Consider the following 22,744-nt stretch of genomic DNA (forward strand, 5'->3'; position numbering starts at 1 on the left):
CTCGCCGAGGCAAAGGTCATCATCGAGGCATGGAGACGCTACTACAACACCGAGCGACCGCACTCATCGCTCGGTTACAAACCGCCAGCACCGGAGGCCATCGTCTGGCCGGTGCCAACCCGTGGATCGGCACCACCATCTGCACAGGCAATAGCCCCAAGGCCGATCATGAACTAAGATTGAAACCGGACCACCCTATGGGGTCAGGCCACCCTCACCGTCGAAATTCACAGCGATGCGAGTCGCTTCGCTGCCGACATATCCACATCGCGAATCGCGCCTCGATGGATTACGCGGCAGCGCTCAGGGTTCGGATTCACGGGGGCTCGATTCTAGTCGCGATCCGGCATCGTCACATCAAAATCGGTGCCGCGATCGAATGGTCGCTCACGCTCACCGTTGAAACTCACAGGGATTCGAGTCGCCTCGTTGCCCACCTGTCCACATTGATAAGCAGCGTGGCGATGATTATTCATCGACGCTCGCCGTGCTGGCTCACGGCGAATCGGTCGTCCACACGCCACGCATTTTCGCAGCAATCTCATGCTTCGGCGGATGGGTCGCCTCACACTCACCATCGAAATTCACAGTGATTGGAGTCGCTCCGGGTCCCACCTATCCACATGGATAAACGGCACTTCGATGATGACTCGCCGACACTCACCGCTCTGGCTCCCGGTGATTGAATCCTCCACGCGATGCCCATCTCCACAACGAAATCTGCGCCTCGGCGAATCGGCTTTGTGGCGCTCACCATCGAAATTCACAGCGGTCCGAGTGGCTCCGAGGCCGACCTATCCACATGGATAGACGGTGCTTCGATGATGACTCGCCGACACTCACCGTTCAGGCTCACGGCGATTCAACGGTCCACACGACGCGTATCTCAGCAACAAAATCCGCGCCTCGGCGAATCGTCGGCCTTGCGCTCACCATCGAAATTCACAGCAATTGCAGTCGCTCCGGGACCTACCTATCCACATGGATAAACGGCACTTCGATGATGGGTCGCCGGCACTCACCGTTCAGGCTCACGGCAATTCGAAGGTCCACACGACCCGCATCTCGGCGACAAAATCCGCGCTTCGGCGAATCGAGCGTCTCGTGCTCACCATCGAAATTCACAGCAATTGGAGTCGCTCCGGGACTCACCTATCCACATGAATAAACGGCAGTTCGATGATGACTAGCGGGCACTCAGCGCTCGGGTTCCTTGCGGTTCGATCGTCCACGCGATTCCCGTCCCCACAACAAAAATCCGCGCTTCGGCGAATCGATCGTCTCACCCTCACCATCGAAATTCACAGCGATTCCAGTCTCTTCGCTGTCGACATATCCACATCGCTGAGCCCATATAGACGGATCGCTCGTCCGCACTCGCTATTCAGGTTCGCAACGCCTCGAGCCTTTCCGTAACGGACGTCTCCACAACCGAAAACCCTGCTTCGCCGGGTCGACCGCCTCGCACTCACCGTCGAAATTCACAGCGATCCGAGTGCCTGTGCCGCCGACCTATCCACATCCCGAACCGCGCTTCAATGGATCGTTAGCCGACGGCCGCCGATCAGCTTCGCAATAAAGTCGAGCCTTTTCGCAGCCGACATCTGCGCACCGTAAACCGTGCCTCGCGATGCGGTTGCTCTCGCTCACCGTCGCAACGCACAGCGATCCGAGTGTCCGTACAGCCGACATATCCGCGTCGGACGCACCGCAACCGAGAACCGACCTTTTGGCGCTCACCGATCGAACGCACAGCAAGCCGACTCTCCTCGCGGCAGCCATGCCGACGTCAAAGCCGTACACAAGCGGAAGGCCTCGTGCTCGCAATCGCGCGAAAAATCCGCGCCGCCCGCCAGTGTGCCCAAAGGCTCCCAATCTCCCGCGCGCCCGCGTCCCGCTTCGCTTCGACGCCGCCGCTCACCGACAAAAAGCACAGCGCTTCGAGTCCCTTCGACGCCGACCTATCCACACACGCGGCCGACGTCCTCGCCCACGCAAACACAATTCATCGTCGAAACGCCGACAGCCAGGCCAAATCGCGGGGAACGGATACTACCGCGAAACCCGCCTGGCGCTAGCGCGCATACGCTCCTTCGGCCCAATATGCCAACATAGTTCATATATAACTAGTTATTCAAACACGCCAACCCTCAAGCTCCGCCCCCGACATTTTTCCCCGCAGAATCGCCGCCCACCCGTACCGCTCGGTTACGCTTGAGCATCCGTCAATTTCGACACCCTGCACGGAGGCGCGATGAAGCTCTACTACTGGCCGAAAACCCGGGCGTTCCGGGCGTTGTGGATGCTGGAGGAAATCGGCGCCGTCTACGAGCTGGTGCCGATCGATCTGCGCTCGCACGAACAGGGCAGCGACGCGTTCGTGCAGGTGAACCCGATGGCGAAACTACCGGCGCTCGACGACGGCAGCGCGCCGTTCGCCGAATCGGGCGCGGTGCTGCTCTACCTCGCCGACCGCTGTCCCGACGCGGGCCTCGGCATCGCGCCGAACGACCCGGAGCGCGGCCGCTTCCTCCAATGGATGTTCTTCACGCCGACCTGTCTCGAGCCGGCGATGGCGGAAAAATTCACCGGCGCGTCGGGCAACCCGGTCGCGTTCGGCTGGGGCAACATCACGCGCGTGCAGCGCGCGCTCGCGCAGACGCTCGCGCATAGCCGATGGCTCGTCGGCGACCGCTTCACCGCCGCCGATCTGCTGCTCGCGAGCACGCTGAAGATCGCCTTCGACGCGCATCTGCTGCCGCACGAAGGCGTGCTCGGCGACTACGTCGCGCGCGCCGAGGACCGCGACGGATACCGTCGCGCGGTCGCGGTCGAGCAGCGCGAAGCGGCGCGGCTGCTGCACGCGTAATGCACGGCGACGCGCCCGCTGCCAGATTCGTCGTCGCACCGGCTCGCGCGCGTCGCGCATAAAAAAACCGGCGGCCTCGGCCGCCGGTTTCGTCTCGCGCGTTCGACGACGCGCCGCCGTTACTTCCGGTCGACGATCACGCGATCGAACGTGCCACCGTCCGCGAAGTGCGTCTTCTGCGCGTTCGCCCAGCTACCGAAAATCTGCTCGACGCTGAACGTCTTCAGCGGCTTGAACTCGGCCGCATGCTTCTTCAGCACGTTCGCGTCGCGCGGACGCAGATGATGCTGCGCGATGATCTCCTGCGCCTCGGGCGTGTACAGGTAGTCGAGATACGCCTGCGCGACCTTGCGCGTGCCCTTCTTGTCGACGACCTTGTCGACGACGGCGACCGGCGGCTCCGCGAGAATGCTCGCCGACGGATAGACGGCATCGAACTGCGCACCGGACGCGCCGGTATCCATCAGCGCGACTTCGTTCTCGAACGTAACGAGCACGTCGCCGATGCCGCGCTGCGTGAACGTCGTCGTCGCGCCGCGGCCGCCCGAGTCGAGCACCGGCACGTTGCGGAAGATCGCCTTCTCGAACTCGAGCGCCTGCTGATCGGTCGCGCCCTTCTGCTTCTGATAGCCCCATGCGGCGAGATAGGCGTAGCGGCCGTTGCCCGACGTCTTCGGGTTCGCGATGATCACCTGCACGCCCGGCTTCGCGAGATCGCTCCAGTCCTTGATCGCCTTCGGATTGCCCTTGCGCACGAGGAACACCATCGTCGTCGAGTACGGCGAGCTGTTGTCCGGAAAGCGGGCGCGCCAGTCTTTCGGCAGCAGCTGGCCGCGCTCGGCGAGCAGGTCGATGTCGTTCGGCTGGTTCATCGTGACGACGTCGGCCTGCAGCCCTTGCAGCACCGACAGCGCCTGCGCGCTCGACGCGCCGTGCGACTGCTTGATCGTCACGGTCTCGCCGGTCTTCTGCTTGTAGGCGGCCGCGAAGCTCGCGTTGATGTCCTTGTAGAGCTCGCGCGTCACGTCGTACGACACGTTCAGGATCGACGTGTCCGCGTGCGCGACCGTTGCCGCCGCGACGAGTGCCGCCGCCGCGCCCGTATGCAGCCAGCGGCCGATCCCCTTGATGCTTGCCATCGTGATATGCCCCGTTTCCTTGGTGGTGGATGCGCGACGGCGCTGCGCCGTCATCGAAACGTAAGCGGGCATTCTAGCGGCCGCGCCCCGCGCGCCTTCCAATCTGTCGTGCAAAGCAAATCACGAATCGTCATAAGCAAGCAGCGCCCCACGCCGGCGCGCCGCAATGCTAAGATCGCCGCTCAGCCCACGTCACGGTTCATCCATGTCCGCCATCCTCCGCTCGCCGTCGCTTTCCGCCGCCCTCGCGGCCGGCGCGCGCGCGGCCGGGCTGAAACTGAAAAAACGACTCCTCGACTGACGGGGATGTCGCGTCCCGTCAGGCGAATGCCGGACGGGATGCCCGCAGGTCGTTTCTTTTCCTTGCTCGCACGCCTCGCACCGGCATAGCGCCGGCGGAACGGTTGTCTCCCTCCCGTTCTCACCATGAGGCTTTGCATGCACACATCACCCCGTTTTGAAGGTATCTGGCTGCCGATCGTCACGCCGTTTCACCGCGGCGACGTCGATCATCGCGCGCTCGCGCGCCTGGCGCGGCACTATGCGGCCGCCGGCATCGCAGGCTTCGTCGCGGGCGCGACGACCGGCGAAGGCGTGCTGCTCGATGCACGCGAGCAGGACGCCGTGTTCGCGACGCTGCGCGACGCGGTGCCGGACCGGCCGATCGTCGTCGGGCTGACCGCGAGCGCAACGCACGCCGCGGCCGCACGCGCCCGCGAACTCGCGGCGCTACGGCCGGACGGCCTGCTCGTCACGCCGCCCGTCTACGTGCGGCCGACGCAGGACGGCATTCGGCGCCACGTCGAAGCGATCGTCGAGGCGGCCGACCTGCCGGTGCTCGTCTACAACATCCCGTACCGCACCGGCGTGAACGTCGAACTCGACACGCTGCAGGCGCTCGCGCGCGATGCGCGCGTGGCCGGCATCAAGGAATGCGGCGGCACGCTCGAGCGCATGAGCCGGCTCGTGCACGAGACGCCGCTCGCGGTGCTGTCCGGCGACGACAACCAGAACTTCGCCGCGCTCTGCGCGGGCGCGCACGGGACGATCGCGAGCAGCGCACACGTGCTGCCCGAATGGCATGTGCGGATGCACGCGCTGCTGCGCGACGGCCGTCTCGCCGACGCGCGGCGTATCGCGGTCGCGTTGCAGCCGCTCGTCGCCGCGCTGTTCGCGGAGCCGAATCCGGCGCCCGTGAAGGCCGTGCTGGCCGCGCAAGGCTGGTGCGACGACGGCCTGCGTCTGCCGTTCGTGCCGGCGAGCGACGCGCTGCGCGCGCGGCTGCGCACGCTGTGCGCGGAACTCGACGCGCATGCGCCGGCGAGCGCGATGGCGTAGCGCGGCGCGCATCGAATCGGCGAGGCGCCGTGCGCGCTCGCCGCTGCGCGCTACGCGGCGAGTGCGGCCGCCACTGGATGTGTCGCTTCGCGCACGGCCTGCGTGACGATCCGCGCGAGCCGATCGACGGTCGGCGTCGCCGACGACGTGCGCCGCAGCAGCACGAGCGGCACGCTCGGCAGCGCCGGCAGGCCGCATGCGGCGGCGTCGAGCACGCGCACCGACGCCGGCAGCCCGTAGTGCGAACGCACGGTCAGCCCGAGGCCGGCCGCGGCGGCCGCCCACAGCCCGGCGAGGCTCGGCGTCGTAAATGCGACGCGCCACGGCACGCCGGCTCGGTCGAGCGCATCGGTCGCCGCGCCGAAGAACCGGCACGGCCGGTCGAACATCACGAGCGGCAGCGGTTCGGGTGTCGCCGCGATCGCACGCGGGCCGGCTCGGTCCTGCGCGCCTGGCACCGCGCCGCCGTCGAACTCGGGTTGAGCCGCATGGGCGGCGCCGATCCACCGCATTGGGACGTGCGCGATCGTCTCGCTGTCGATTCCGGGCCGCGACGCACGCTCCGCCGACGCCGGATCGCCCCACACGAGCGCGAGATCGAGCTGGTTCGCCTCGAGCCGGTCGAACAGATCGGCATTGCGCGATACGCGCGCGTCGATCCGCACCTTGGGATGCGCGCGCGCAAAGCGGCCGAGCACGTCCGGCAGGATCGCCTCGCCAAAATCCTCCTGCAGACCCACGCGCACGCGGCCGTCGAGGTTCACGCCACGCACGGCCGCGGCCGCCTCGTCGTTCAGCTCGACGATCCGCCGCGCATAGCGCAGCATCGCCTCGCCCGCGTCGGTCAGCGCGAGCCCGCGGCCGACCTTCACGAACAGCGGCGTGCCCGCCTGCTCTTCGAGCTTGCGGATCTGCGCACTGACGGCCGACGTCGAGCGCGCGACGCGGTCGGCCGCCTTCGCGAAGCTGCCGAGATCGACGCCCGCGACCAGACTGCGCAAGGCCGCGATGTCGAAGTTCGGTTGCGCGAGCGTCGTGGCGCCGCGCGACTCGATGGCGTGTTCGTGTTCGGCCACGTCTATCATCCTGTTTTATCGAACGGTCCGTCAAAAACTTTCCGATTTTCAGGATGAATGTAGGCGACGACACTGTGACTGTCAATTTCCGTCCCGGTCTTTCGCCATGGAACGCTCGCTTGCCCTTTCCCGTTCGTCCGCCGAGCGCCGCTGCGCCGCCCGCTGGCTGGTGCTCGCTGCCGGCGTTGCCGCGAACATGAGTTTTTCGGCCGCCGCGGCCGGCATTCCGACCACCGCGGTCTGGATGCGCAGCGCGTATCGCCTCGACAACGGCTCGCTCGGGCTCGTGCTCGGCGCGCTCGGGTTCGGCGTCGCGCTGTCCGAGTTGCCGTGGGGTATCGCCGCCGACCGCTTCGGCGATCGCCGCGTGCTGTTGACCGGGCTGATCGCGACCGCCGCGATGCTCGCGCTGATGGCCGTCGCGATCGTGCCGACGCCCGACGCGGTGCCGCCGCTCGCGCACATCGTCGCGATGATGTGCGGCGTCGGGCTGCTCGGCGGCAGCGTGAACGGGTCGAGCGGGCGCGCGGTGATGCGCTGGTTCGGCGAGCGCGAACGCGGGCTCGCGATGAGCATCCGGCAGACGGCCGTGCCGATGGGCGGCGGCGTCGGCGCGGCACTGTTGCCGTGGCTCGCGTCGCATGCCGGTTTCGGCGCCGTGTACGGCACGCTGATGCTGTTGTGCGCGGGCTCGGCCGTGCTGACGTGGTGCTGGCTGCGCGAGCCGCCCGCCGCGGCAGACGCCGCGCAGCCGCACGCGCGGCAACCGGCCGCCCCGCGCGCGACGACGCCGCTCGCGAACCGCGCGGTCTGGCGGCTCGTGATCGGTATCGGCGTGCTCTGTGTGCCGCAATTCGCGGTGCTGACATTCGCGACGGTGTTCCTGCACGATTTCGGCCGGCTCGGCGTGGCCGGCATCAGCGCGGCGATGGTCGCGCTGCAGCTCGGCGCGATGGCGATGCGCGTATGGAGCGGCCGCCATACCGACCGCCATCGGAACCGGCGCGCATATCTGCGCGGATCGGTGCTCGTGGCGGGCGCCTCGTTCGCGCTGCTCGCGGCCGCGACGGCCGGCAGCCCGCACGTGCCGGTCGCGGCGATCGTCGCGATTCTCGTGTTCGCGGGGATCTGCGTATCGGCCTGGCACGGCGTCGCCTATACCGAACTCGCGACGCTGGCCGGCGCCGACCATGCCGGCACCGCGCTCGGCATGGCAAACACGATGGTCTATGTCGGGCTGTTCCTCACGCCGCTCGCGATTCCGCCGCTGCTCGCGGCGAGTACGTGGAGCGTCGTGTGGCTCGCGGCCGGCGCGTGCGCGTGCGCGACGCTGCCGCTGTTCCCGAAACGGCCCGCGTAGCGCGCGAACTCAGAACGTGTACACGGCCGACAGCATCGCCGCGCGCCCGTCGCCGAACTCGACGGCCGACGAGCGCGACGCGTTGCCCGGCTGCTGCCGCACGCGCTCCACGTACGCGCGATCGAACAGGTTGTCGACGTTCAGCTGAAACCGCAGCCGCCGGTTCACGTCGTAGCTCGCCATCAGGTTGTGCACCCAGTACGCGCCGAGCGTCCCGTCGCCTTCGGACGTCACGTTGCGCCGGCCGACGAAATGCGACCCATAGCCGATCGTCCAGCCGGCCGGCAGCCGATAGGTCGTCCACAGATTGAACGCGTGCCGCGGCGTGTTGCCGAGCGCCTTCCCGTTGCGACGCGGCGACGACGGCGAGTCGAGCGTCGCGCTCGCGAGATACGTGTAGTTCGCGAACAGATCCCACTTCGGCGTGATCTTGCCGGCCGCGCCGAGCTCGACGCCGCGCACGCGCTGCTTGCCGGCGAGCAGGTAGGTGCCGTCGGACATCCGTTCGCGCGCGTGGTGCTTGTACGTCTGGAACAGCGCGCCCTTCACCGCGAGACCGGCGAGCCCTTCCCACTTCGCGCCGAGTTCGACGCTCTCGTTCTTCTCGGGTGCGAGCCCGCCCGATGCCGCGGTCACGCCGCTGCCCGTCGTGACGAGGAATTCCGCCGACGGATTGAACGACGTGCCGTATGCCGCGTAGAGGCGGCCGTTGTCGGTCGGCTTGAACACGAGCCCCGCGCGCGTGCTCAGATGACGGTCAGAGGTTTCCCCGCGCTCGGTCGGCTTGCCGGCCGGCGTATTGCGCGCCCAGCCGTCGATCCAGTCGTGACGCAGCCCGACGTCGAGGTCCCAGTAGCGGCCGAACGAGATCGTATCGAACGCGTACAGCGCCTTCACGTCGAGCGCCGTATCGGTGCGCGCGGTGTTCTCGCGGCGCGCGGGGCCCGACCAGTAGCCGGGCGGCGCGGCGAGCGCATAGCCGTTCTTCGGGAAGTGACGCGCGAGCCCGTGCGAGTAGGTGCTGCGCGCGTACGTCTCGCGCGAGATCTCGAATCCCGCGACGAGCGTATGGCCGACGCCGAACGTGCTGAATTCGCCGGTCGCGTTCGTCTGGTTCATCCACATCGCGGTGGACGCGTCGCGCCCGTAACCCTGCGGCCCCGCCGGCTTGTAGCGCCCGGGCGGCATCCCGTCGAGGTTCGCATGCGACGCGGAAACCACCGTGTCGCGATTCAGATGCGCGTAGCGGCTCAGGTTCTGCAGCTTCAGCTGCGGCGACACGTCGTGCTCGGCCTTCACGGTGAACGTGTTGGACTCGATCCGTTCGCGGTCGAGGTTGCGCCAGCCGAAATAGGCATCGCGCGCGACGCCGCCGAGCACCTGGCCGTTGCGCGCGGGCAGCCCGTAGTCGGGCAGGTTGTGGTCGTACTGGTGGAAATAGCCGAGCGTCACGCGCGTCGGCGTGCCGAGCCCGAAGCCGACCGACGGTGCAACGCCCCAGCGCCGCTTGCGGATGTCGTTGCGGCCCGGCACGTCGTTCACGTGCGCCATCGCGTTCAGCCGGAACACCGAACTGCCGTCGCTGCCGGGCAGCGGGCGGTTCGCGTCGAGCGTCGCGCGCCGGTAGCCGGACGTGCCGAGCACCGTGCCGGCCTCGATGAACGCCTTGCGCTGCGGCGCCTTGCTGATCAGGTTGACCGAGCCGCCCGTCGTGCCCGCGCCGCCGAACACCGAATTCGGCCCCTTGATGACTTCGACGGCGTCGATGTTGAACAGATCGCTGCGATTGTTCTGCGCGCTGTCGCGCAACCCGTCGAGCTGCAGGTTCGCGTGCGCGCTGAAGCCGCGGATGAGCAGCATGTCGCCCGACCCGCCGCCGCCCTCGCCCGCGTTGAACGTGATGCCCGCGACGTTGGACAGCGCTTCGCGCAGGCTCGTGACCTGCTGCTCGTCGAGCACCTCGCGCGGCACGACGGTGATCGTCTGCGGCACGTCGAGCAGCGGCGTCGCGTATTTCGCGGAGCCCGAACGATCGACGCGCGAGCCGGTGTCGCGCTCGCCCTGCACGACGATCGGGCTCAGGTGCGGCGCGCGCCGCGGATCGGTGTCGTCCGCGGCGGCCGGCGCGGCCGCGCAGGTCATCATCGCGAATGCGACGGAGGCAGCCGGGCGACGCGGCGGCGTCGCGCTCGACTGGATCGGGCTCGTCATGGTCACTTCCCCTTCATCAATGAGAATGGTTCTCATTCCAAATAAAAGGGCGCGACATGGCAATCGGACGGAGACGAAATTTCCGTCGGAAGCGGCCCTGCCGCTTCGGCGCGCCGAGCTGCGTCGGGCCGTCAGGCCGCCTCGCGTGCGAGCGCGCGCCGCGCGGCCGGCCGTTCGGCTTCGCGCTGCGCATGCGCGGTCCAGGCGCGATGCCGCGTCATGTCGAAGCCGATCGCGCCGCCCCACCGGTACAGCACGAGCAGGAACGGATCGACGATCGAATGGCCGCCCGGCTCCGCGCAGGTGCGTCCGTCCGCGAGCGCGGCCTCGATCGTCGCGTTCGCCGCGTCGATCACGCTGCGTCCGTGCTCGCTGATCGCACCGTGCAGCGCCGGATCGCCGACGAAGCGGCCCGGCCGCCACAGCGCGCCGTAGCCGACGCCATGCACCCAGCCGACGAGCCAGGCGAGCCACTCGTGGCACCGCGCTTCGCGCAGCGCATCATCGAGCGGCAGCAACTGTGCATCCGGATGGCGGCGCGCGAGATACGTGAGGATGGCCGGCGTCTCGGTCAGCACGCGCGACTCGCCGGGAATCGCCAGCACGGGCACGCGCGCTTTCGGATTGATCGCGAGATAGCCGTCGGTGAGGTTCTCCTGCTGGCGGACCTGCACGATCTCGACGTCGAACGGTGCGCCCGTTTCTTCGAGCGCGATGTGGGCGGCGAGCGAACACGCGCCCGGCGAAAGATAGAGACGATAGGCGTTCATGGTGGCATTGCCCGGCGGGCCTGTGAAAGACGAGCACGAGTGTAGGAATGCCGCGCCCGCTGCCGCAAACGATGAATTGTCGTGCTCGGACATTAGTGTTACTAATGCGAAATGCGACGCATCCATCTCCCTCCGCTGCAGACGTTGCGTGCGTTCGAGGCCGCCGTCCGGCTGCAAAGCTTCACGCGCGCGGCCGACGAACTCGCGCTCACGCAAGGCGCCGTGAGCCAGCACATCCGCGCGCTCGAGGCGCAGCTCGGCTACCCGCTGTTCACGCGCGAACGCGGCGGCGCGACGCCCTCTCACGCCGCGCATGCGCTCGCGCTGCAGGTGCGCCAGGGGCTCAGCGTGCTCGAGCGCGCGTTCGAGCCGACGCATGCGGTGCGTGCCCGGCCACGCGCCTGCGACGTCACGCTCAACGTCAGCGTGCTGCCAAGCGTGGCCGAGCGCTGGCTCGCGCCGCGGCTGCCGCGCTTCGCGGCCGCGCATCCGCAGATCTCGATCGTGCTGCATCCGGACACCGCGCTCGCGCCGCTTCGCAAGCGCGACCGCATCGACGTCGCGCTGCGCTACGGGCTCGGCACGTGGCCGGGCGTCGTCGCCGAGAAGCTGATGAACGAGACGGTGTTTCCGGTCGCGAGCCCCGCGTACCGCAACCGCGACGGCATCGCGCCGCGCGCGCCGCGCGGACCTCGTGCGCGCGACGCTGCTGCGCCATCCCGCGCAGCCGTGGGAACCGTGGTTTCAGGCCGCGCGGCTCGATCTGACCGAATCGCCGCGCGCGCCGCGCTTCGCAGACGCGAACGCGCTGATCGATGCGGTGTTGAAAGGACGCGGCGTCGCGCTCGCGCGCCGCTCGCTGATCGAACGCGAACTCGCGAGCGGCGCACTCGTGCGCATATCGACGGTGCGCATCACCGACGTCTATGCGCACTACGTCGTGTGGCGCCCCGGCCATCCGCGCGAAGCGGCGATCCGCACGTGGCTCGACTGGCTGCGCAGCGAAGTGCGGCGCCGCACGCCGCGACGCTGACGCGCGCCTCAAGCGGACGCCATCACCTTGTCGAGCGTGATCGGCAGATCGCGCACACGCACGCCGGTCGCGTGATAAACCGCATTCGCGATCGCGGCCGGCACGCCCGTGATGCCGATCTCGCCGATCCCGCGAATGCCGAGCGGATTGAAATGCGGATCGCGCTCGTCGACGAACGTGACGTCCAGCTCGCCGATATCGGCATTCACCGGCACGTGATACTCGGCGAGATTCGCGTTCGTGAAGCGGCCGGCGCGCAGGTCGAGATGCGAGCCTTCCTCGAGCGCGGTGCCGAGCCCCCACACCATGCCGCCGAGCAGCTGGCTGCGCGCCGTCTTCGCGTTCAGCAGCGCGCCGACGCTGTACACGCCGACGATGCGCGGCACGCGTATCGTGCCGAGCTCCGCGTCGACGTGCACTTCCGCAAACACCGCGCCGAACGAATGGAACGCGTAGCGCTGCTTCTCGTCGCCCTGCTTCGTCGTCGCGAGCGCCTCGATCGGTTGCCCGCCCGCACGCGCGATCACCGCGGCCGCCGGGTCGCGTCGCGATCGGTCCGCGCGATGCACGAGCCAGCCGTCGTCGACCGTCACGTCGTCCGCCGCGGCGCCGTGCAGCGGTGAACCCGCATCGGCGATCGCCATCGCGATCAGCTTCGCACGCGCCTGCAGTGCCGCCTCGCGCACGGCCGGCGCGACGCTCGCGGCCGACTGCGAGCCGCCCGACACGGGCGCACCGGGCAGCCCCGAATCGCCGAGCGAGAAACGCACGTTCTGCGGCGCAAAGCCGAGCGCGTCGGCCGCAACCTGCGTCATCACCGTGTAGGTGCCGGTGCCGATGTCCTGCGTGCCCGACGCGACTTCGGCCGTGCCGTCCGGCAGGATCCGCGCGCGCGCCGATGCCTCGCTGCGGTTTCCCGGATACGTCGCGGCCGCCATCCCGAGGCCGATCAGCGTATCGCCGTCGCGCAGCGTGCGCGGCGCCTGCGTGCGGCGCGACCAGCCGAAGCGCTGCGCGCCGACGCGATAGCACTCGCGCAGCGCATTGCTCGACCACGGCTTGCCGTCCTCCGGATCGACCTGCGCATAGTTCGCGAGCCGCAGCGCGACCGGATCCATGCCGAGCCGCCACGCGAGCTCGTCCATCGCCGATTCGAGCGCGAACGAGCCGGACGCTTCGCCGGGCGCACGCATGAACGTCGGCGTGCCGACGTTCAGCGACACGATCCGGTGCGTGGTCGCCTGGTTCGGCACCGCATACATGATCCGCGACGGCATCCCGCACATCTCGGTCCAGTCCTCGAAGGTCGACGTCGTGACGACCGAATCGTGGCGCATCGCGGTCAGCGTGCCGTCGCGCCGCGCGGCCAGCACGATGCGCTGCTCGGTCAGCGGCCGTCCGCCGACCGGGCCGAACATCTGCGGCCGCGTCAGCACGAGCCGCACCGGCCGCCCGGTCTGCTTCGCGGCCATCGCGCACAGCGACACGTGCGACCACGACGAACCCTTGCAGCCGAATCCGCCGCCGAGCAACGGCGAGATCACGCGCACGTGCTCCGGCGCGATTCCGAACACGGCGGCCACGGCGTTGCGCGTGCCGGTCACGCCCTGCGTCGCGTCGTGCAGCGTGAGCGTCGGTCCGTCCCAGCGCGCCATCGTCGCGTGCGGCTCGATCGGATTGTGATGCTGCATCGGCGTCGTGTACGTCGCGTCGACGTGCACGTCGCCCGCGCGCAACCCTGCGTCGACGTCGCCGCGCTGCGTGTCCATCTCGCGCCCCTGCTGCTTCGGCGGCACACGCGCGCGACCCTTCTCGCGCGCGAAATCGAGCGCCGCCTCGCTCGCGCGGTAATGCACGCGCACCGCCTGCGCGGCGTCGGTCGCGTGTTCGAGCGTATCGGCGACGACCACCGCGACCGGCTCGTTGCTGTAGCGCACCGCGTCGTCCTGCAGCAGCGTGAGCCGGCGGCCGGCCGGCGGCGACAGCGGCGGCCGGCCCGCGTTCGGCAGGCGCAGCGCGTTTTCGTGCGTCATCACGAGCAGCACGCCGGGCATCGCGCGGGCGCGCGCCGTGTCGATCGACTCGATGCGGCCGCTCGCGATCGTGCTCGTCACGAGCACCGCGTGCGCGAGCCGCGCATCGTCGAATTCGGCTGCGTAGCGTGCGCCGCCCGTCACCTTCAGTACGCCGTCGACGCGGTCGAGCGGCTGTCCGGTCAGCGTGTTCATGCGTGTCCTCCTGTCGATCGCGCGGCCGTCTTCACCGCGCGCACGATCGCGCGCTGCGCGAGCGCGACCTTGAATGCATTGCCGTCGAGCGGCTGCGCATCGCGCAGCGCGAGCGCGGCCGCTTCGCGCAACGTCGCATCGGTCGGCTCGCGACCGGCGAGATGCTGCTCCGCGGCCGTCGCGCGCAGCGGCTTGTGCGCGACGCCGCCCAGCGCGATGCGCGCGTGTTCGATCCGCGCGCCGTCCATCCGCAGCGCGGCGGCGACCGACACCAGCGCGAACGCATAGCTCGCGCGGTCGCGCACCTTCACGTAGTGCGCATGGTCGGCGAACTGCGGCGGCGGCAGGTCGACCGCGGTGATCAGTTCGCCCGGTTCGAGCGTCGTGTCGAGATCGGGGCGGTCGCCGGGCAGCCGATGAAACGACGCGAACGGAATCTGCCGCTCGCCGCGCGGGCCGCTCGTGCGCACGACCGCGTCGAGCGCCGCGAGCGCGACGCTCATGTCCGACGGATTGACGGCCACGCAATGCGGACTCGCGCCGAGAATCGCGTGCATCCGGTTGTCGCCGCCGATCGCCGCGCAGCCGCTGCCCGGATCGCGCTTGTTGCATTGCGCGAACGCCGGATCGTAGAAGTACGGGCAGCGCGTGCGTTGCATCAGGTTGCCGCCGACGGTCGCCATGTTGCGCAGCTGCGCGGACGCGCCGGCCAGCAGCGCTTGCGACAGCAGCGGATAAGCGCTGCGCACGCGCGGATGATCGGCCGCGTCGCTGTTGCGCACGAGCGCGCCGATCCTCAGCCCGCCGTCCGGCAACGCGTCGACCGTGTCGAGGCCCGCGATATGCGTGACGTCGATCAGCGTGACGGGCCGCGCGACGCCGCCCTTCATCAGATCGAGCAGGTTGGTGCCGCCGCCGATGAACGCGGCGCCCGGCTGCTGCGCGGCGCGCACGGCGCCCGCGACGTCGGTCGCGCGTTCGTACGAAATCGCTTCCATGACGCGGCCCTCCGCTTACGCGTTGCGCCCGTGCGCGGCACGCACGGCGGCGACGATGTTCGAATAGGCGCCGCAGCGGCACAGGTTGCCGCTCATGCGTTCGCGGATCTCGTCGTCCGACAGCTTCGGCGGACGCTGCCGCACGTCGGCGGTGGCGGCGCTCGCCGCGCCCGATGCGAATTCGTCGAGCAACGCCGTCGCCGAACACAGCTGGCCCGGCGTGCAGTAGCCGCACTGGAACGCATCGTGTTCGACGAACGCGCGCTGCACCGGGCTCAGCACGCCGTCGCGCGCGAGCCCTTCGACGGTCGTGATGCGCTGCCCTTCGTGCATCACCGCGAGCGTCAGACACGCGTTGATGCGCCGTCCGTCGACGAGCACCGTGCACGCGCCGCACTGGCCGCGGTCGCAACCCTTCTTCGTGCCGGTGAGCCCTGCGTATTCGCGCAGCGCGTCGAGCAGCGTGACGCGCGGTTCGAGCTGCAGCGTATAGGCATGCCCGTTGATGTCGAGATGAACGGGGCGTGCCGGCACCGCTGCACGCGACGGCAGGGCCGACGCCGCGCTCGCATGCGGCGGCTGCGCATGCATGGCCGGCGCCGCGCCGACCGTTGCGGCAGCCGCCGCCGATTGCAGGAAGCGCCGCCGCGCGGCGCTCGACGGCGTATCGTGAACGGGCGGCGTCGCGCCGTGCTGACAAGGCGCCGCGGGCGAACATGGGCCGCGCGGCGCGGATGAGGGGGAAAGAGGTCGATCGGTGGACATGACTTCTGCTCGCTCCATGAATTGAGGGACGCAGATGTGGACGTCCGCGCGCGCAATGGCGACGCGGACGAAGCACGCGTATCGGCTGCTGTAGCAATCGCGATGCCGCGCACGGCGCGCGTGCGCCGCTCATCGTGCGGTTCGTGCATCGCAAGCGCTTGCGCGAGGCGCGCGCGGCTCGCGTCGCCGTTCCTGACGCGAACATGACGCGGCGCTGGCGCGCGACGGTCGCCGCGCGGTCGATGCGGCAAAAAATGCACATACGGCCGCTGCTTGCAGACATCTCGACCGATTGCCGCGCGCGTCGCGCGATCGCGCAACAGGCAGCGACACGTGCATGCGTTGCGCCGAACGTCGCTGCCGATGCATGCGCGATTTACCGCGCGTTGGAAATCCGGCGCGGCGAAAGCGTCCGGTCAGCCGCACGAAAGCGTTTTGCGATCACGCGGCCGTCGCAAACGATTCACCGAAACGTCGCATCGCGCCGGCATACTCGAAAACGTTCCCGATCGGCCCGCCAGGAGAGTCCTCATGCATCGCGTCGCGTTCGTCGTCGTTCTTTGTGTCGCCGCGCTGGCCGCCTGCAGCGACGACGCGCCGCACGACACGCAGGCCGCCGACGCATCGCAACAGGCCGGCGCGTCCGCCGGCAGCGCGAACGCGTTCAACGGCGGCGCCTCCGCGAACGTCGCCGCGTCGGCGGCCGCGCCGCTCGCGCCGCCGGTCGTGCACTACCCGCCCGACGACGACGATGCGCAAGCCGCGACGGATGCGCGCGCATCGGATGCCGCCGCCGCGCCGTCGCACTGATTTCCGCCGTCCCCTTCCCCGCATCGCAGAACCGAGGTGAATAACATGACGTCATCCAGCCGCCGCCGTTTCCTGCATACCGTCGCGCAATCCGCGGGCGCCGCCGTCGCGCTCAACGCGTTTCCCGAATCGATCCGTCGCGCGCTCGCGATTCCGGCCGCGCGCGGAACCGGCACGATCCGCGACGTCGAACACATCGTCGTGTTCATGCAGGAAAACCGCTCGTTCGATCATTATTTCGGACACCTGCGCGGCGTGCGCGGCTACAACGACCGCTTCCCGATCCCGCTGCCGAACGGCAAGCCGGTCTGGTATCAGCCGTCGAAGGCCGATCCGTCGCGCGCGGTGCTGCCGTTCCGGCTGAACACGCTGACGACGAGCGCACAGTGCGTCGGCGATCTCGATCACTCGTGGTACAAGACGCACGCGGCGATCGACGGCGGCCGCTACGACCAGTGGCCGGCGAACAAGACCGACATGACGATGGGCTACCACGTGCGCGAGGACATTCCGTTCCACTATGCGCTCGCCGACGCGTTCACCGTCTGCGATCACTACTTCTGCTCGCTGCCGGGACCGACGCACCCGAACCGCGCGTATCTGATGACGGGTACGGTCGATCCGACCGGCAAGTTCGGCGGCCCGCTGCTCGACAACAACGACTACGTCGACGGCGACGGTCCGCCCACCTATCAGCTGCTGTCCTGGACGACGTTCCCCGAGCGGCTCGAGGCGCGCGGCGTGTCGTGGCAGATCTACCAGCAGGGGACCACCGGCAGCGATCCGTACAACGGCAACTACGGGACGAACATCCTGCAGAACTTCGCGAACTTCATCAATGCACAGCCGGGTTCGTCGCTGTACCAGCGCGCGCAGACGGTGCGCACGCTCGACGACCTGAAGGCGGACGTGCTCGCGGGCCGGCTGCCGCAGGTATCGTGGCTGCTGCCGCCCGCCGCGTTCTCCGAGCATCCGAAGTACACGCCCGCGTACGGCGCGAACTACACGTCGCAGATCCTCGATGCGCTGACGGCAAACCCGGACGTCTGGCGCAAGACCGTGCTGTTCATCATGTACGACGAGAACGACGGCTTCTTCGATCACATCGTGCCGCCGCAGCCGCCGACGTCCGACGCGCAGGGCGCGTCGACGGTGACGACCGACGGCGAGCTGCACACGGTCGTGAACCCGGGCCGCGGCGGCAGCTACACGGCCGACGGCCTGCCGTACGGCCTCGGCCCGCGCGTGCCGATGACGATCGTGTCGCCGTGGACCAAGGGCGGCTTCGTCTGTTCGCAGGTGTTCGATCACACGTCGGTGATCCGCTTCATCGGCGCGCGCTTCGGCGTCGACGAGCCCAACATCACGCCGTGGCGCCGCACGGTGTGCGGCGATCTGACGTCGGCGTTCGACTTCCGCTCGTCCGACGCAACGTTCCCGCCGTTGCCGGACACGAGCCAGTACCGCTCCCTCGCCGATCAGCAATGCACGTCGCAGCCGGCGCCGACGGTGCCCGCGACGCCGTCGCCGATCGATCCGCAGGAGCCCGGCGTGCGTCCCGCACGCGCGCTGCCGTATGAGCTTCACGTGAACGCGACGCTGCGCGGCGCACACGCGCTGCGCATCGAGTTCGCGAATCGCGGCGATCAGGGTGCGCACTTCTACGTGTACGGGACGAACCGGACCGACGGCCCGTGGCGCTATACGGTCGGCGCGCGCCGCGTGCTGCATGCGGAATTCGACCTGACCGTGACGAACGGCGCGTATGCGTTCTCGGTGTACGGGCCGAACGGCTTCGTGCGGATCTTCGCGGGCGACGTGTCGGCGGCGGCCGCGCGGCGGCGCAACGACGCGCAGCCCGAAGTGAAGGCCGGCTACGACGTCGCCAACGGCAATCTGTATCTGAAGCTGCACAACCACGGCACGGCGCGCGTGACGCTCACGCTGACCGACAACGCATACGGCGCACCGTCACGCGAGGTCACGCTGCACGGCGGCGACGAGCGCGTCGAGCAGTGGCTGCTGGCCTCGAGCCACCAGTGGTACGACGTGACGGTCAGCGACGGCGCGAACGGCACGTTCTCGCGCCGCTACGCGGGACACGTCGAGAACGGCCGGCCGAGCTATTCGGATCCGGCGGCCGTGCGGCCGGTGGCGGCATAGCAAGCGGCGCCGCGCGCGGCATCAGAACGCGTGCGCGAGCGCGCGTTCGACGCGCGCGGCCGCCACCTCCGGCTCCGCGTCGCGAAAACGCAGCGGCGCCGCGCAGTGCACGAGCGTATCGACGAAGTATTTCGCGCGCGGCCACGGCCCGAAGCCGGCCGCCGTGTTGATGTGGCCGGCATCGCCGAGATTGACGAACGCGCTGCCGAGCTGTTGCGCGAGCGTGCGCGCATCGGCGAGCGGCATCCACGGATCGGTTTCGCTACCGATCACGATCGACGGCACCGGCAGCCGGCGTGCGTCGAACGGCCCGGCGAACGTGAATTTGCGCGGGCTCGCGGGCGCGACGAGCAGCACGCCCGCGACGTCGGCCGCGAGCGGCCACTGCGCGAGCGCATGCGCGGCCGCGAGGCAGCCGAAGCTATGCGCGGCGAGCACGAACGGCCCGCGCTCGCGTTCGAGCAAGGCGCGCACGGCCTGCGCCCAGCGCGCGAGGTCGGGCGCATCCCAGTCGTCCTGCTCGACGCGCAGCGCGCGCGGAAACTGCCGTTCGAGCCAGGTCTGCCAATGAGCGCCTTCGCTGCCGTGCAGGCCCGGAACCGTCACGAGCCGCGGCGGCCACGCCGATTTGCTGCATCCGCGCATGATTGCCCTCGCTTGCTTGTACAGGTAGGCCGATTGTCGCGTGCGGCGCGCGACAGCCGAACCAATATTTTGTGCTTTGCTTTTGCGCACGCGGCCGCGCGATAGGCGCCGACACCGTAGAATGTGGGCTTCCCGTCAGCTATGCATGGAGCCGGATCGTGCGCCGCCGCGCGCGCGTCCGATCGTCAGGAGACGCCCGATGTCCGCTACGCCTTCCCGCGCGCTGCGCCCCTTCCATCTCGCCTTTCCCGTATCGAGCCTCGCCGACGCGCGCGCGTTCTACGGCGGCCTGCTCGGCTGCCCGGAAGGCCGCAGCGCCGACCACTGGGTCGATTTCGATTTCTTCGGCCATCAGCTCGTCGCGCACCTCGCGCCCGACGAAACCGGCGCGAGCGCGGTGAACGCGGTCGACGGCGACGACGTGCCGGTGCGCCACTTCGGCGTCGTGCTGTCGATGGACGAATGGCACGCGCTCGCCGACCGGCTGCGCGCCGCGCAGATCCGCTTCGTGATCGAGCCACACGTGCGCTTCAAGGGCGAAGTCGGCGAGCAGGCGACGATGTTCTTCCTCGATCCGTGCGGCAATGCGCTCGAATTCAAGGCATTCGCCGACATCGGCCAGCTGTTCGCGAAGTGAGCGCATGAAGATCCTGTTCCATTCGCCGCACCAGGACGCCGCCGCATGGCGCGACGCGTTCGCGCGCGTGCTGCCCGAGGCGCAACTGCGCGCGTGGCAGCCGGGCGATACGGCCGCGGCCGACTACGCGCTCGTATGGCGCGCACCGCCCGCGTTCTTCGCGCCGCGCGACGGACTGCGCGCGATCTTCAATCTCGGCGCGGGCGTCGACGCGCTGCTCGCGCTCGAACGCGCCCACCCCGGCACGCTGCCGCGGCACGTGCCGCTCGTGCGGCTCGAAGATTCGGGCATGGCGCAGCAGATGATCGAATACGTGACGCACGCGGTGCTGCGCTACCTGCGCCGTTTCGACGAATACGACGCCTTGCAGCGCGAGCGTCGCTGGCAGGTGCTCGACGCGCATCCGCGCGCGAGCTTCGTCGTCGCGGTGCTCGGCCTCGGCGTGCTCGGCACGCAGGTCGCACGCGCGCTCGCGGCGCTCGGCCTGCCGGTGCGCGGCTACAGCCGCAGCCCGAAACGCATCGACGGCATCGAGACATTCGCCGGCGACGACGCGCTCGACGCCTGCCTCGACGGCGCGAAGGTGCTCGTGAACCTGCTGCCGAGCACGCCGGCCACCGACGGCCTGCTGTGCGCGCGCACGTTTGCGCGCCTCGCGCCGGGCGCGTACCTGATCAACGTCGCGCGCGGCGCGCATCTCGTCGAAGCCGATCTGCTCGACGCGCTCGCGAGCGGCCGGATCGCCGCGGCGACGCTCGACGTGTTCCAGCACGAGCCGCTGCCCGCAGATCATCCGTTCTGGCAGACGCCGCGCATCACGATCACGCCGCACAGCTCGGCCGAGACGCTGCGCGACGAAGCCGTCGACCAGATCGCCGCGAAGATCCGCGCCTTCGAGCGCGGCGAGCCGGTCGGCGGCATCGTCGACTACGCGCGCGGCTACTGACGCCCGCCATACCAAGCAACCAGGAGACAACCATGACGTTCCCCACCGCCGTCAAGATCGTCGAAGTCGGCCCGCGCGACGGGCTGCAGAACGAAAAGACCTTCGTGCCGACCGACGTGAAGATCGCGCTCGTCGACAAGCTGTCGCGCGCGGGCTTTCGCAACATCGAAGCCGCATCGTTCGTGTCGCCGAAATGGGTGCCGCAGATGGCCGACGGCGCCGACGTGATGGCCGGCATCGAGCGCCGCGCGGGCACCGTCTACTCGGTGCTCACGCCGAACCTGAAAGGCTTCGAGAACGCGCTCGCCGCGCGTGCCGACGAAGTCGTGATCTTCGGTGCGGCGAGCGAGGCGTTCTCGCAGCGGAACATCAACTGCAGCATCGCCGAGAGCATCGCGCGCTTCGAGCCCGTCGCGAAGGCCGCGAAGGACGCGGGCCTGCGGCTGCGCGGCAGCGTGTCGTGCGCGCTCGGCTGCCCGTACCAGGGCGAGGTGCCGGTCGCGTCCGTCGTCGACGTCGTCGAGCGCTTCGCGGCGCTCGGCTGCGACGAGATCGACATCGCCGATACGATCGGCGTCGGCACGCCGAAGCGCACGCGCGAAGTGCTCGACGCGGTCGCCCGCGTGTTCCCGCGCGAGCGGCTGTCGGGCCACTTCCACGATACGTACGGCCAGGCGCTCGCAAACATCTATGCGGCGCTGTTCGAAGGCATCGAGATCTTCCACGCGTCGGTCGCGGGGCTCGGCGGCTGCCCGTACGCGAAGGGCGCGACCGGCAACGTCGCGACCGAGGACGTGCTGTACCTGATGCAGGGCCTCGGCATCGACACCGGCATCGACCTCGCCCAGGTGGTCGCCGCCGGCGACTTCATCTCGAACGCGATCGGCCGCGCGAACGTGTCGCGCGCCGGGCGTGCGCTGCTCGCGAAAGCGCAGAGCGCGGCCGATGCGCCGAGCTGCGCCTGACCCCGACATTCGACGACTGGATGGATTCCTGAACATGACGACACCCGCCTCACTCGACACGCTCCCCGATTCCGCGCGCCGCGTCGCGCTGCTGCTGCGCGAGCGCGGCCACACGAAAGACATCGTGATGCTCGCCGAAACCGGCAAGACCTCCGCCGAGGCCGCGGCCGGCCTCGGCTGCTCGGTCGCGCAGATCGCGAAATCGATTCTGTTTCGCCGGCAGGCGGACGGCGCGCCGGTGCTCGTCGTCGCGAGCGGTGCGAACCGCGTCGACGAACGAAAGGTCGCCGCGCAGGTCGGCGCCGTCGGCCGCGCCGATGCGAAGTTCGTGCGCGACAACACCGGCTATGCGATCGGCGGCGTATGCCCGATCGGTCATCTGGTCGAACCGGTCACGCTGATCGATGCCGATCTGCTCGCGCTCGACAGCCTGTGGGCCGCCGCCGGCCATCCGCATGCGGTGTTCAACCTGTCGCCGCAGGAGCTCCTCGCGCTGACGGGCGCGCCGGTCGCGGACGTCGCGCTGCGGGATCCGGCATGAGCGACGTGCCGGTGCCGGTCGGCGTAGTCGGTTCGCCCTGCACGGACGTATGCCGCATCGATCCGCGCACCGACTGGTGCGCGGGCTGCCTGCGCACGCGCGACGAGATCCGCGCATGGCGCAGCGCCGACGACGACGCGCGACGCGTGGTGCTCGCGCGGCTCGATGCGCGGCGGCGCATGCTCGCGCGAAGCGGCGAATAAAAAAAAGCCGTTCAGCCTGCGGGCGAACGGCGTCGAGATCGGAATCC

20 protein-coding genes and 1 pseudogene are annotated in these 22,744 nt (G+C 69.3%); 13 read left to right on the plus strand and 8 right to left on the minus strand.

The annotated features are described in order from the left end of the window. The coding region (locus tag ACSHSS_RS00005) for an integrase core domain-containing protein (RefSeq protein ID WP_445544475.1) at positions 1 to 177 on the plus strand (177 nt) is incomplete at its 5' end. Positions 178 to 2,254: 2,077 nt separating this feature from the next. Continuing rightward, positions 2,255 to 2,869: a glutathione S-transferase family protein gene (locus ACSHSS_RS00010; RefSeq protein WP_006414323.1), complete on the plus strand. Its 615-nt coding sequence runs from the start codon at positions 2,255 to 2,257 to the stop codon at positions 2,867 to 2,869. 119 nt (positions 2,870 to 2,988) lie between these two features. Here the strand turns inward: ACSHSS_RS00010 and ACSHSS_RS00015 are convergent, their stop codons facing one another. Next, entirely contained in the window at positions 2,989 to 4,008 is a 1,020-nt protein-coding gene (locus ACSHSS_RS00015) for a sulfate ABC transporter substrate-binding protein (protein ID WP_012467442.1), read from the minus strand. A 205-nt stretch (positions 4,009 to 4,213) separates the two neighbouring features. On the opposite strand from ACSHSS_RS00015, the gene ACSHSS_RS00020 reads away from it, so the two are divergent. Both ACSHSS_RS00020 and dapA read left to right on the plus strand, forming a co-directional pair. Further along, complete coding sequence (locus ACSHSS_RS00020; RefSeq protein WP_369717755.1) at positions 4,214 to 4,309, plus strand: histidine kinase; 96 nt, start codon at positions 4,214 to 4,216, stop codon at positions 4,307 to 4,309. A gap of 137 nt (positions 4,310 to 4,446) precedes the next feature. Next, positions 4,447 to 5,346 (plus strand): 4-hydroxy-tetrahydrodipicolinate synthase, encoded by a 900-nt coding sequence (dapA, locus tag ACSHSS_RS00025; RefSeq protein WP_060042262.1) that lies wholly within the window; start codon positions 4,447 to 4,449, stop codon positions 5,344 to 5,346. 50 nt (positions 5,347 to 5,396) lie between these two features. Here the strand turns inward: dapA and ACSHSS_RS00030 are convergent, their stop codons facing one another. After that, on the minus strand, positions 5,397 to 6,431 hold the full coding sequence (locus ACSHSS_RS00030) for a LysR substrate-binding domain-containing protein (protein ID WP_212160180.1): 1,035 nt from the start codon (positions 6,429 to 6,431) through the stop codon (positions 5,397 to 5,399). Between the two features lie 97 nt (positions 6,432 to 6,528). Here ACSHSS_RS00030 and ACSHSS_RS00035 point away from each other — a divergent pair, with 97 nt between their 5' ends. Beyond that, a complete protein-coding gene (locus ACSHSS_RS00035) occupies positions 6,529 to 7,782 on the plus strand; it encodes an MFS transporter (protein WP_212160181.1) in 1,254 nt (417 codons plus the stop codon). A gap of 9 nt (positions 7,783 to 7,791) precedes the next feature. Here ACSHSS_RS00035 and ACSHSS_RS00040 read toward each other — a convergent pair whose 3' ends face one another. Together ACSHSS_RS00040 and ACSHSS_RS00045 are read right to left on the minus strand one after the other, a co-directional pair. Continuing rightward, positions 7,792 to 9,993 (minus strand): TonB-dependent receptor, encoded by a 2,202-nt coding sequence (locus ACSHSS_RS00040; RefSeq protein WP_212160183.1) that lies wholly within the window; start codon positions 9,991 to 9,993, stop codon positions 7,792 to 7,794. 131 nt (positions 9,994 to 10,124) lie between these two features. Next, the gene (locus tag ACSHSS_RS00045; protein WP_212160188.1) at positions 10,125 to 10,763 is read right to left on the minus strand and encodes a glutathione S-transferase family protein; all 639 of its coding nucleotides are present in this window, start codon (positions 10,761 to 10,763) and stop codon (positions 10,125 to 10,127) included. Between the two features lie 111 nt (positions 10,764 to 10,874). Between ACSHSS_RS00045 and ACSHSS_RS00050 the strand changes: the two are divergent. Continuing rightward, a pseudogene (locus tag ACSHSS_RS00050) lies at positions 10,875 to 11,796 on the plus strand (LysR substrate-binding domain-containing protein). An 8-nt stretch (positions 11,797 to 11,804) separates the two neighbouring features. Here ACSHSS_RS00050 and ACSHSS_RS00055 read toward each other — a convergent pair. The 3 genes from ACSHSS_RS00055 to ACSHSS_RS00065 are packed head-to-tail and all read right to left on the minus strand — an operon-like array spanning position 11,805 to position 15,787. Beyond that, positions 11,805 to 14,024 carry a xanthine dehydrogenase family protein molybdopterin-binding subunit gene (locus tag ACSHSS_RS00055; RefSeq protein ID WP_445544473.1) on the minus strand — a complete coding sequence of 740 codons (2,220 nt, stop codon included), beginning with the start codon at positions 14,022 to 14,024 and terminating at the stop codon, positions 11,805 to 11,807. After that, complete coding sequence (locus ACSHSS_RS00060; protein ID WP_006398082.1) at positions 14,021 to 15,022, minus strand: FAD binding domain-containing protein; 1,002 nt, start codon at positions 15,020 to 15,022, stop codon at positions 14,021 to 14,023. Before ACSHSS_RS00060 ends, ACSHSS_RS00055 begins: the two co-directional genes overlap by 4 nt. 15 nt (positions 15,023 to 15,037) lie before the next feature. Next, positions 15,038 to 15,787 (minus strand): (2Fe-2S)-binding protein, encoded by a 750-nt coding sequence (locus tag ACSHSS_RS00065; RefSeq protein WP_035948547.1) that lies wholly within the window; start codon positions 15,785 to 15,787, stop codon positions 15,038 to 15,040. A gap of 531 nt (positions 15,788 to 16,318) precedes the next feature. Here ACSHSS_RS00065 and ACSHSS_RS00070 point away from each other — a divergent pair. After that, positions 16,319 to 16,597 carry a hypothetical protein gene (locus tag ACSHSS_RS00070; protein ID WP_006398079.1) on the plus strand — a complete coding sequence of 93 codons (279 nt, stop codon included), beginning with the start codon at positions 16,319 to 16,321 and terminating at the stop codon, positions 16,595 to 16,597. Positions 16,598 to 16,642: 45 nt separating this feature from the next. Further along, positions 16,643 to 18,760, plus strand: coding sequence for a phosphocholine-specific phospholipase C (locus tag ACSHSS_RS00075; RefSeq protein WP_212160216.1), 2,118 nt, complete (start codon positions 16,643 to 16,645; stop codon positions 18,758 to 18,760). A 21-nt stretch (positions 18,761 to 18,781) separates the two neighbouring features. Here the strand turns inward: ACSHSS_RS00075 and ACSHSS_RS00080 are convergent, their stop codons facing one another. Further along, positions 18,782 to 19,405 (minus strand): RBBP9/YdeN family alpha/beta hydrolase, encoded by a 624-nt coding sequence (locus ACSHSS_RS00080; RefSeq protein ID WP_059782346.1) that lies wholly within the window; start codon positions 19,403 to 19,405, stop codon positions 18,782 to 18,784. 199 nt (positions 19,406 to 19,604) lie between these two features. Between ACSHSS_RS00080 and ACSHSS_RS00085 the strand changes: the two genes are divergently transcribed. From ACSHSS_RS00085 to ACSHSS_RS00105, 5 genes are read left to right on the plus strand one after another with little or no spacing between them, the layout of a single operon-like run. Then, on the plus strand, positions 19,605 to 20,042 hold the full coding sequence (locus ACSHSS_RS00085) for a VOC family protein (RefSeq protein ID WP_006407139.1): 438 nt from the start codon (positions 19,605 to 19,607) through the stop codon (positions 20,040 to 20,042). Positions 20,043 to 20,046: 4 nt separating this feature from the next. Continuing rightward, positions 20,047 to 20,988 carry a 2-hydroxyacid dehydrogenase gene (locus ACSHSS_RS00090; RefSeq protein ID WP_212160217.1) on the plus strand — a complete coding sequence of 314 codons (942 nt, stop codon included), beginning with the start codon at positions 20,047 to 20,049 and terminating at the stop codon, positions 20,986 to 20,988. A gap of 32 nt (positions 20,989 to 21,020) precedes the next feature. After that, positions 21,021 to 21,953, plus strand: a complete 933-nt coding sequence (locus ACSHSS_RS00095) for a hydroxymethylglutaryl-CoA lyase (protein WP_006410433.1) — start codon at positions 21,021 to 21,023, stop codon at positions 21,951 to 21,953. A gap of 34 nt (positions 21,954 to 21,987) precedes the next feature. Beyond that, on the plus strand, positions 21,988 to 22,494 hold the full coding sequence (locus ACSHSS_RS00100) for a YbaK/EbsC family protein (RefSeq protein WP_212160219.1): 507 nt from the start codon (positions 21,988 to 21,990) through the stop codon (positions 22,492 to 22,494). Beyond that, a complete protein-coding gene (locus tag ACSHSS_RS00105) occupies positions 22,491 to 22,697 on the plus strand; it encodes a DUF1289 domain-containing protein (RefSeq protein ID WP_212160223.1) in 207 nt (68 codons plus the stop codon). Before ACSHSS_RS00100 ends, ACSHSS_RS00105 begins: the two co-directional genes overlap by 4 nt. Positions 22,698 to 22,744 lie beyond the last annotated feature (47 nt).

The organism is Burkholderia sp. BC1 (genome assembly GCF_052683555.1).

Coding starts and splice junctions, on each gene's coding strand:
- ACSHSS_RS00010 (WP_006414323.1), top strand. CDS start 2,255: ATGAAGCTCTACTACTGGCCGAAAACCCGGGCGTTCCGGGCGTTGTGG.
- ACSHSS_RS00015 (WP_012467442.1), bottom strand. CDS start 4,008: ATGGCAAGCATCAAGGGGATCGGCCGCTGGCTGCATACGGGCGCGGCG.
- ACSHSS_RS00020 (WP_369717755.1), top strand. CDS start 4,214: ATGTCCGCCATCCTCCGCTCGCCGTCGCTTTCCGCCGCCCTCGCGGCC.
- dapA (WP_060042262.1), top strand. CDS start 4,447: ATGCACACATCACCCCGTTTTGAAGGTATCTGGCTGCCGATCGTCACG.
- ACSHSS_RS00030 (WP_212160180.1), bottom strand. CDS start 6,431: ATGATAGACGTGGCCGAACACGAACACGCCATCGAGTCGCGCGGCGCC.
- ACSHSS_RS00035 (WP_212160181.1), top strand. CDS start 6,529: ATGGAACGCTCGCTTGCCCTTTCCCGTTCGTCCGCCGAGCGCCGCTGC.
- ACSHSS_RS00040 (WP_212160183.1), bottom strand. CDS start 9,993: ATGACGAGCCCGATCCAGTCGAGCGCGACGCCGCCGCGTCGCCCGGCT.
- ACSHSS_RS00045 (WP_212160188.1), bottom strand. CDS start 10,763: ATGAACGCCTATCGTCTCTATCTTTCGCCGGGCGCGTGTTCGCTCGCC.
- ACSHSS_RS00055 (WP_445544473.1), bottom strand. CDS start 14,024: ATGAACACGCTGACCGGACAGCCGCTCGACCGCGTCGACGGCGTACTG.
- ACSHSS_RS00060 (WP_006398082.1), bottom strand. CDS start 15,022: ATGGAAGCGATTTCGTACGAACGCGCGACCGACGTCGCGGGCGCCGTG.
- ACSHSS_RS00065 (WP_035948547.1), bottom strand. CDS start 15,787: ATGTCCACCGATCGACCTCTTTCCCCCTCATCCGCGCCGCGCGGCCCA.
- ACSHSS_RS00070 (WP_006398079.1), top strand. CDS start 16,319: ATGCATCGCGTCGCGTTCGTCGTCGTTCTTTGTGTCGCCGCGCTGGCC.
- ACSHSS_RS00075 (WP_212160216.1), top strand. CDS start 16,643: ATGACGTCATCCAGCCGCCGCCGTTTCCTGCATACCGTCGCGCAATCC.
- ACSHSS_RS00080 (WP_059782346.1), bottom strand. CDS start 19,405: ATGCGCGGATGCAGCAAATCGGCGTGGCCGCCGCGGCTCGTGACGGTT.
- ACSHSS_RS00085 (WP_006407139.1), top strand. CDS start 19,605: ATGTCCGCTACGCCTTCCCGCGCGCTGCGCCCCTTCCATCTCGCCTTT.
- ACSHSS_RS00090 (WP_212160217.1), top strand. CDS start 20,047: ATGAAGATCCTGTTCCATTCGCCGCACCAGGACGCCGCCGCATGGCGC.
- ACSHSS_RS00095 (WP_006410433.1), top strand. CDS start 21,021: ATGACGTTCCCCACCGCCGTCAAGATCGTCGAAGTCGGCCCGCGCGAC.
- ACSHSS_RS00100 (WP_212160219.1), top strand. CDS start 21,988: ATGACGACACCCGCCTCACTCGACACGCTCCCCGATTCCGCGCGCCGC.
- ACSHSS_RS00105 (WP_212160223.1), top strand. CDS start 22,491: ATGAGCGACGTGCCGGTGCCGGTCGGCGTAGTCGGTTCGCCCTGCACG.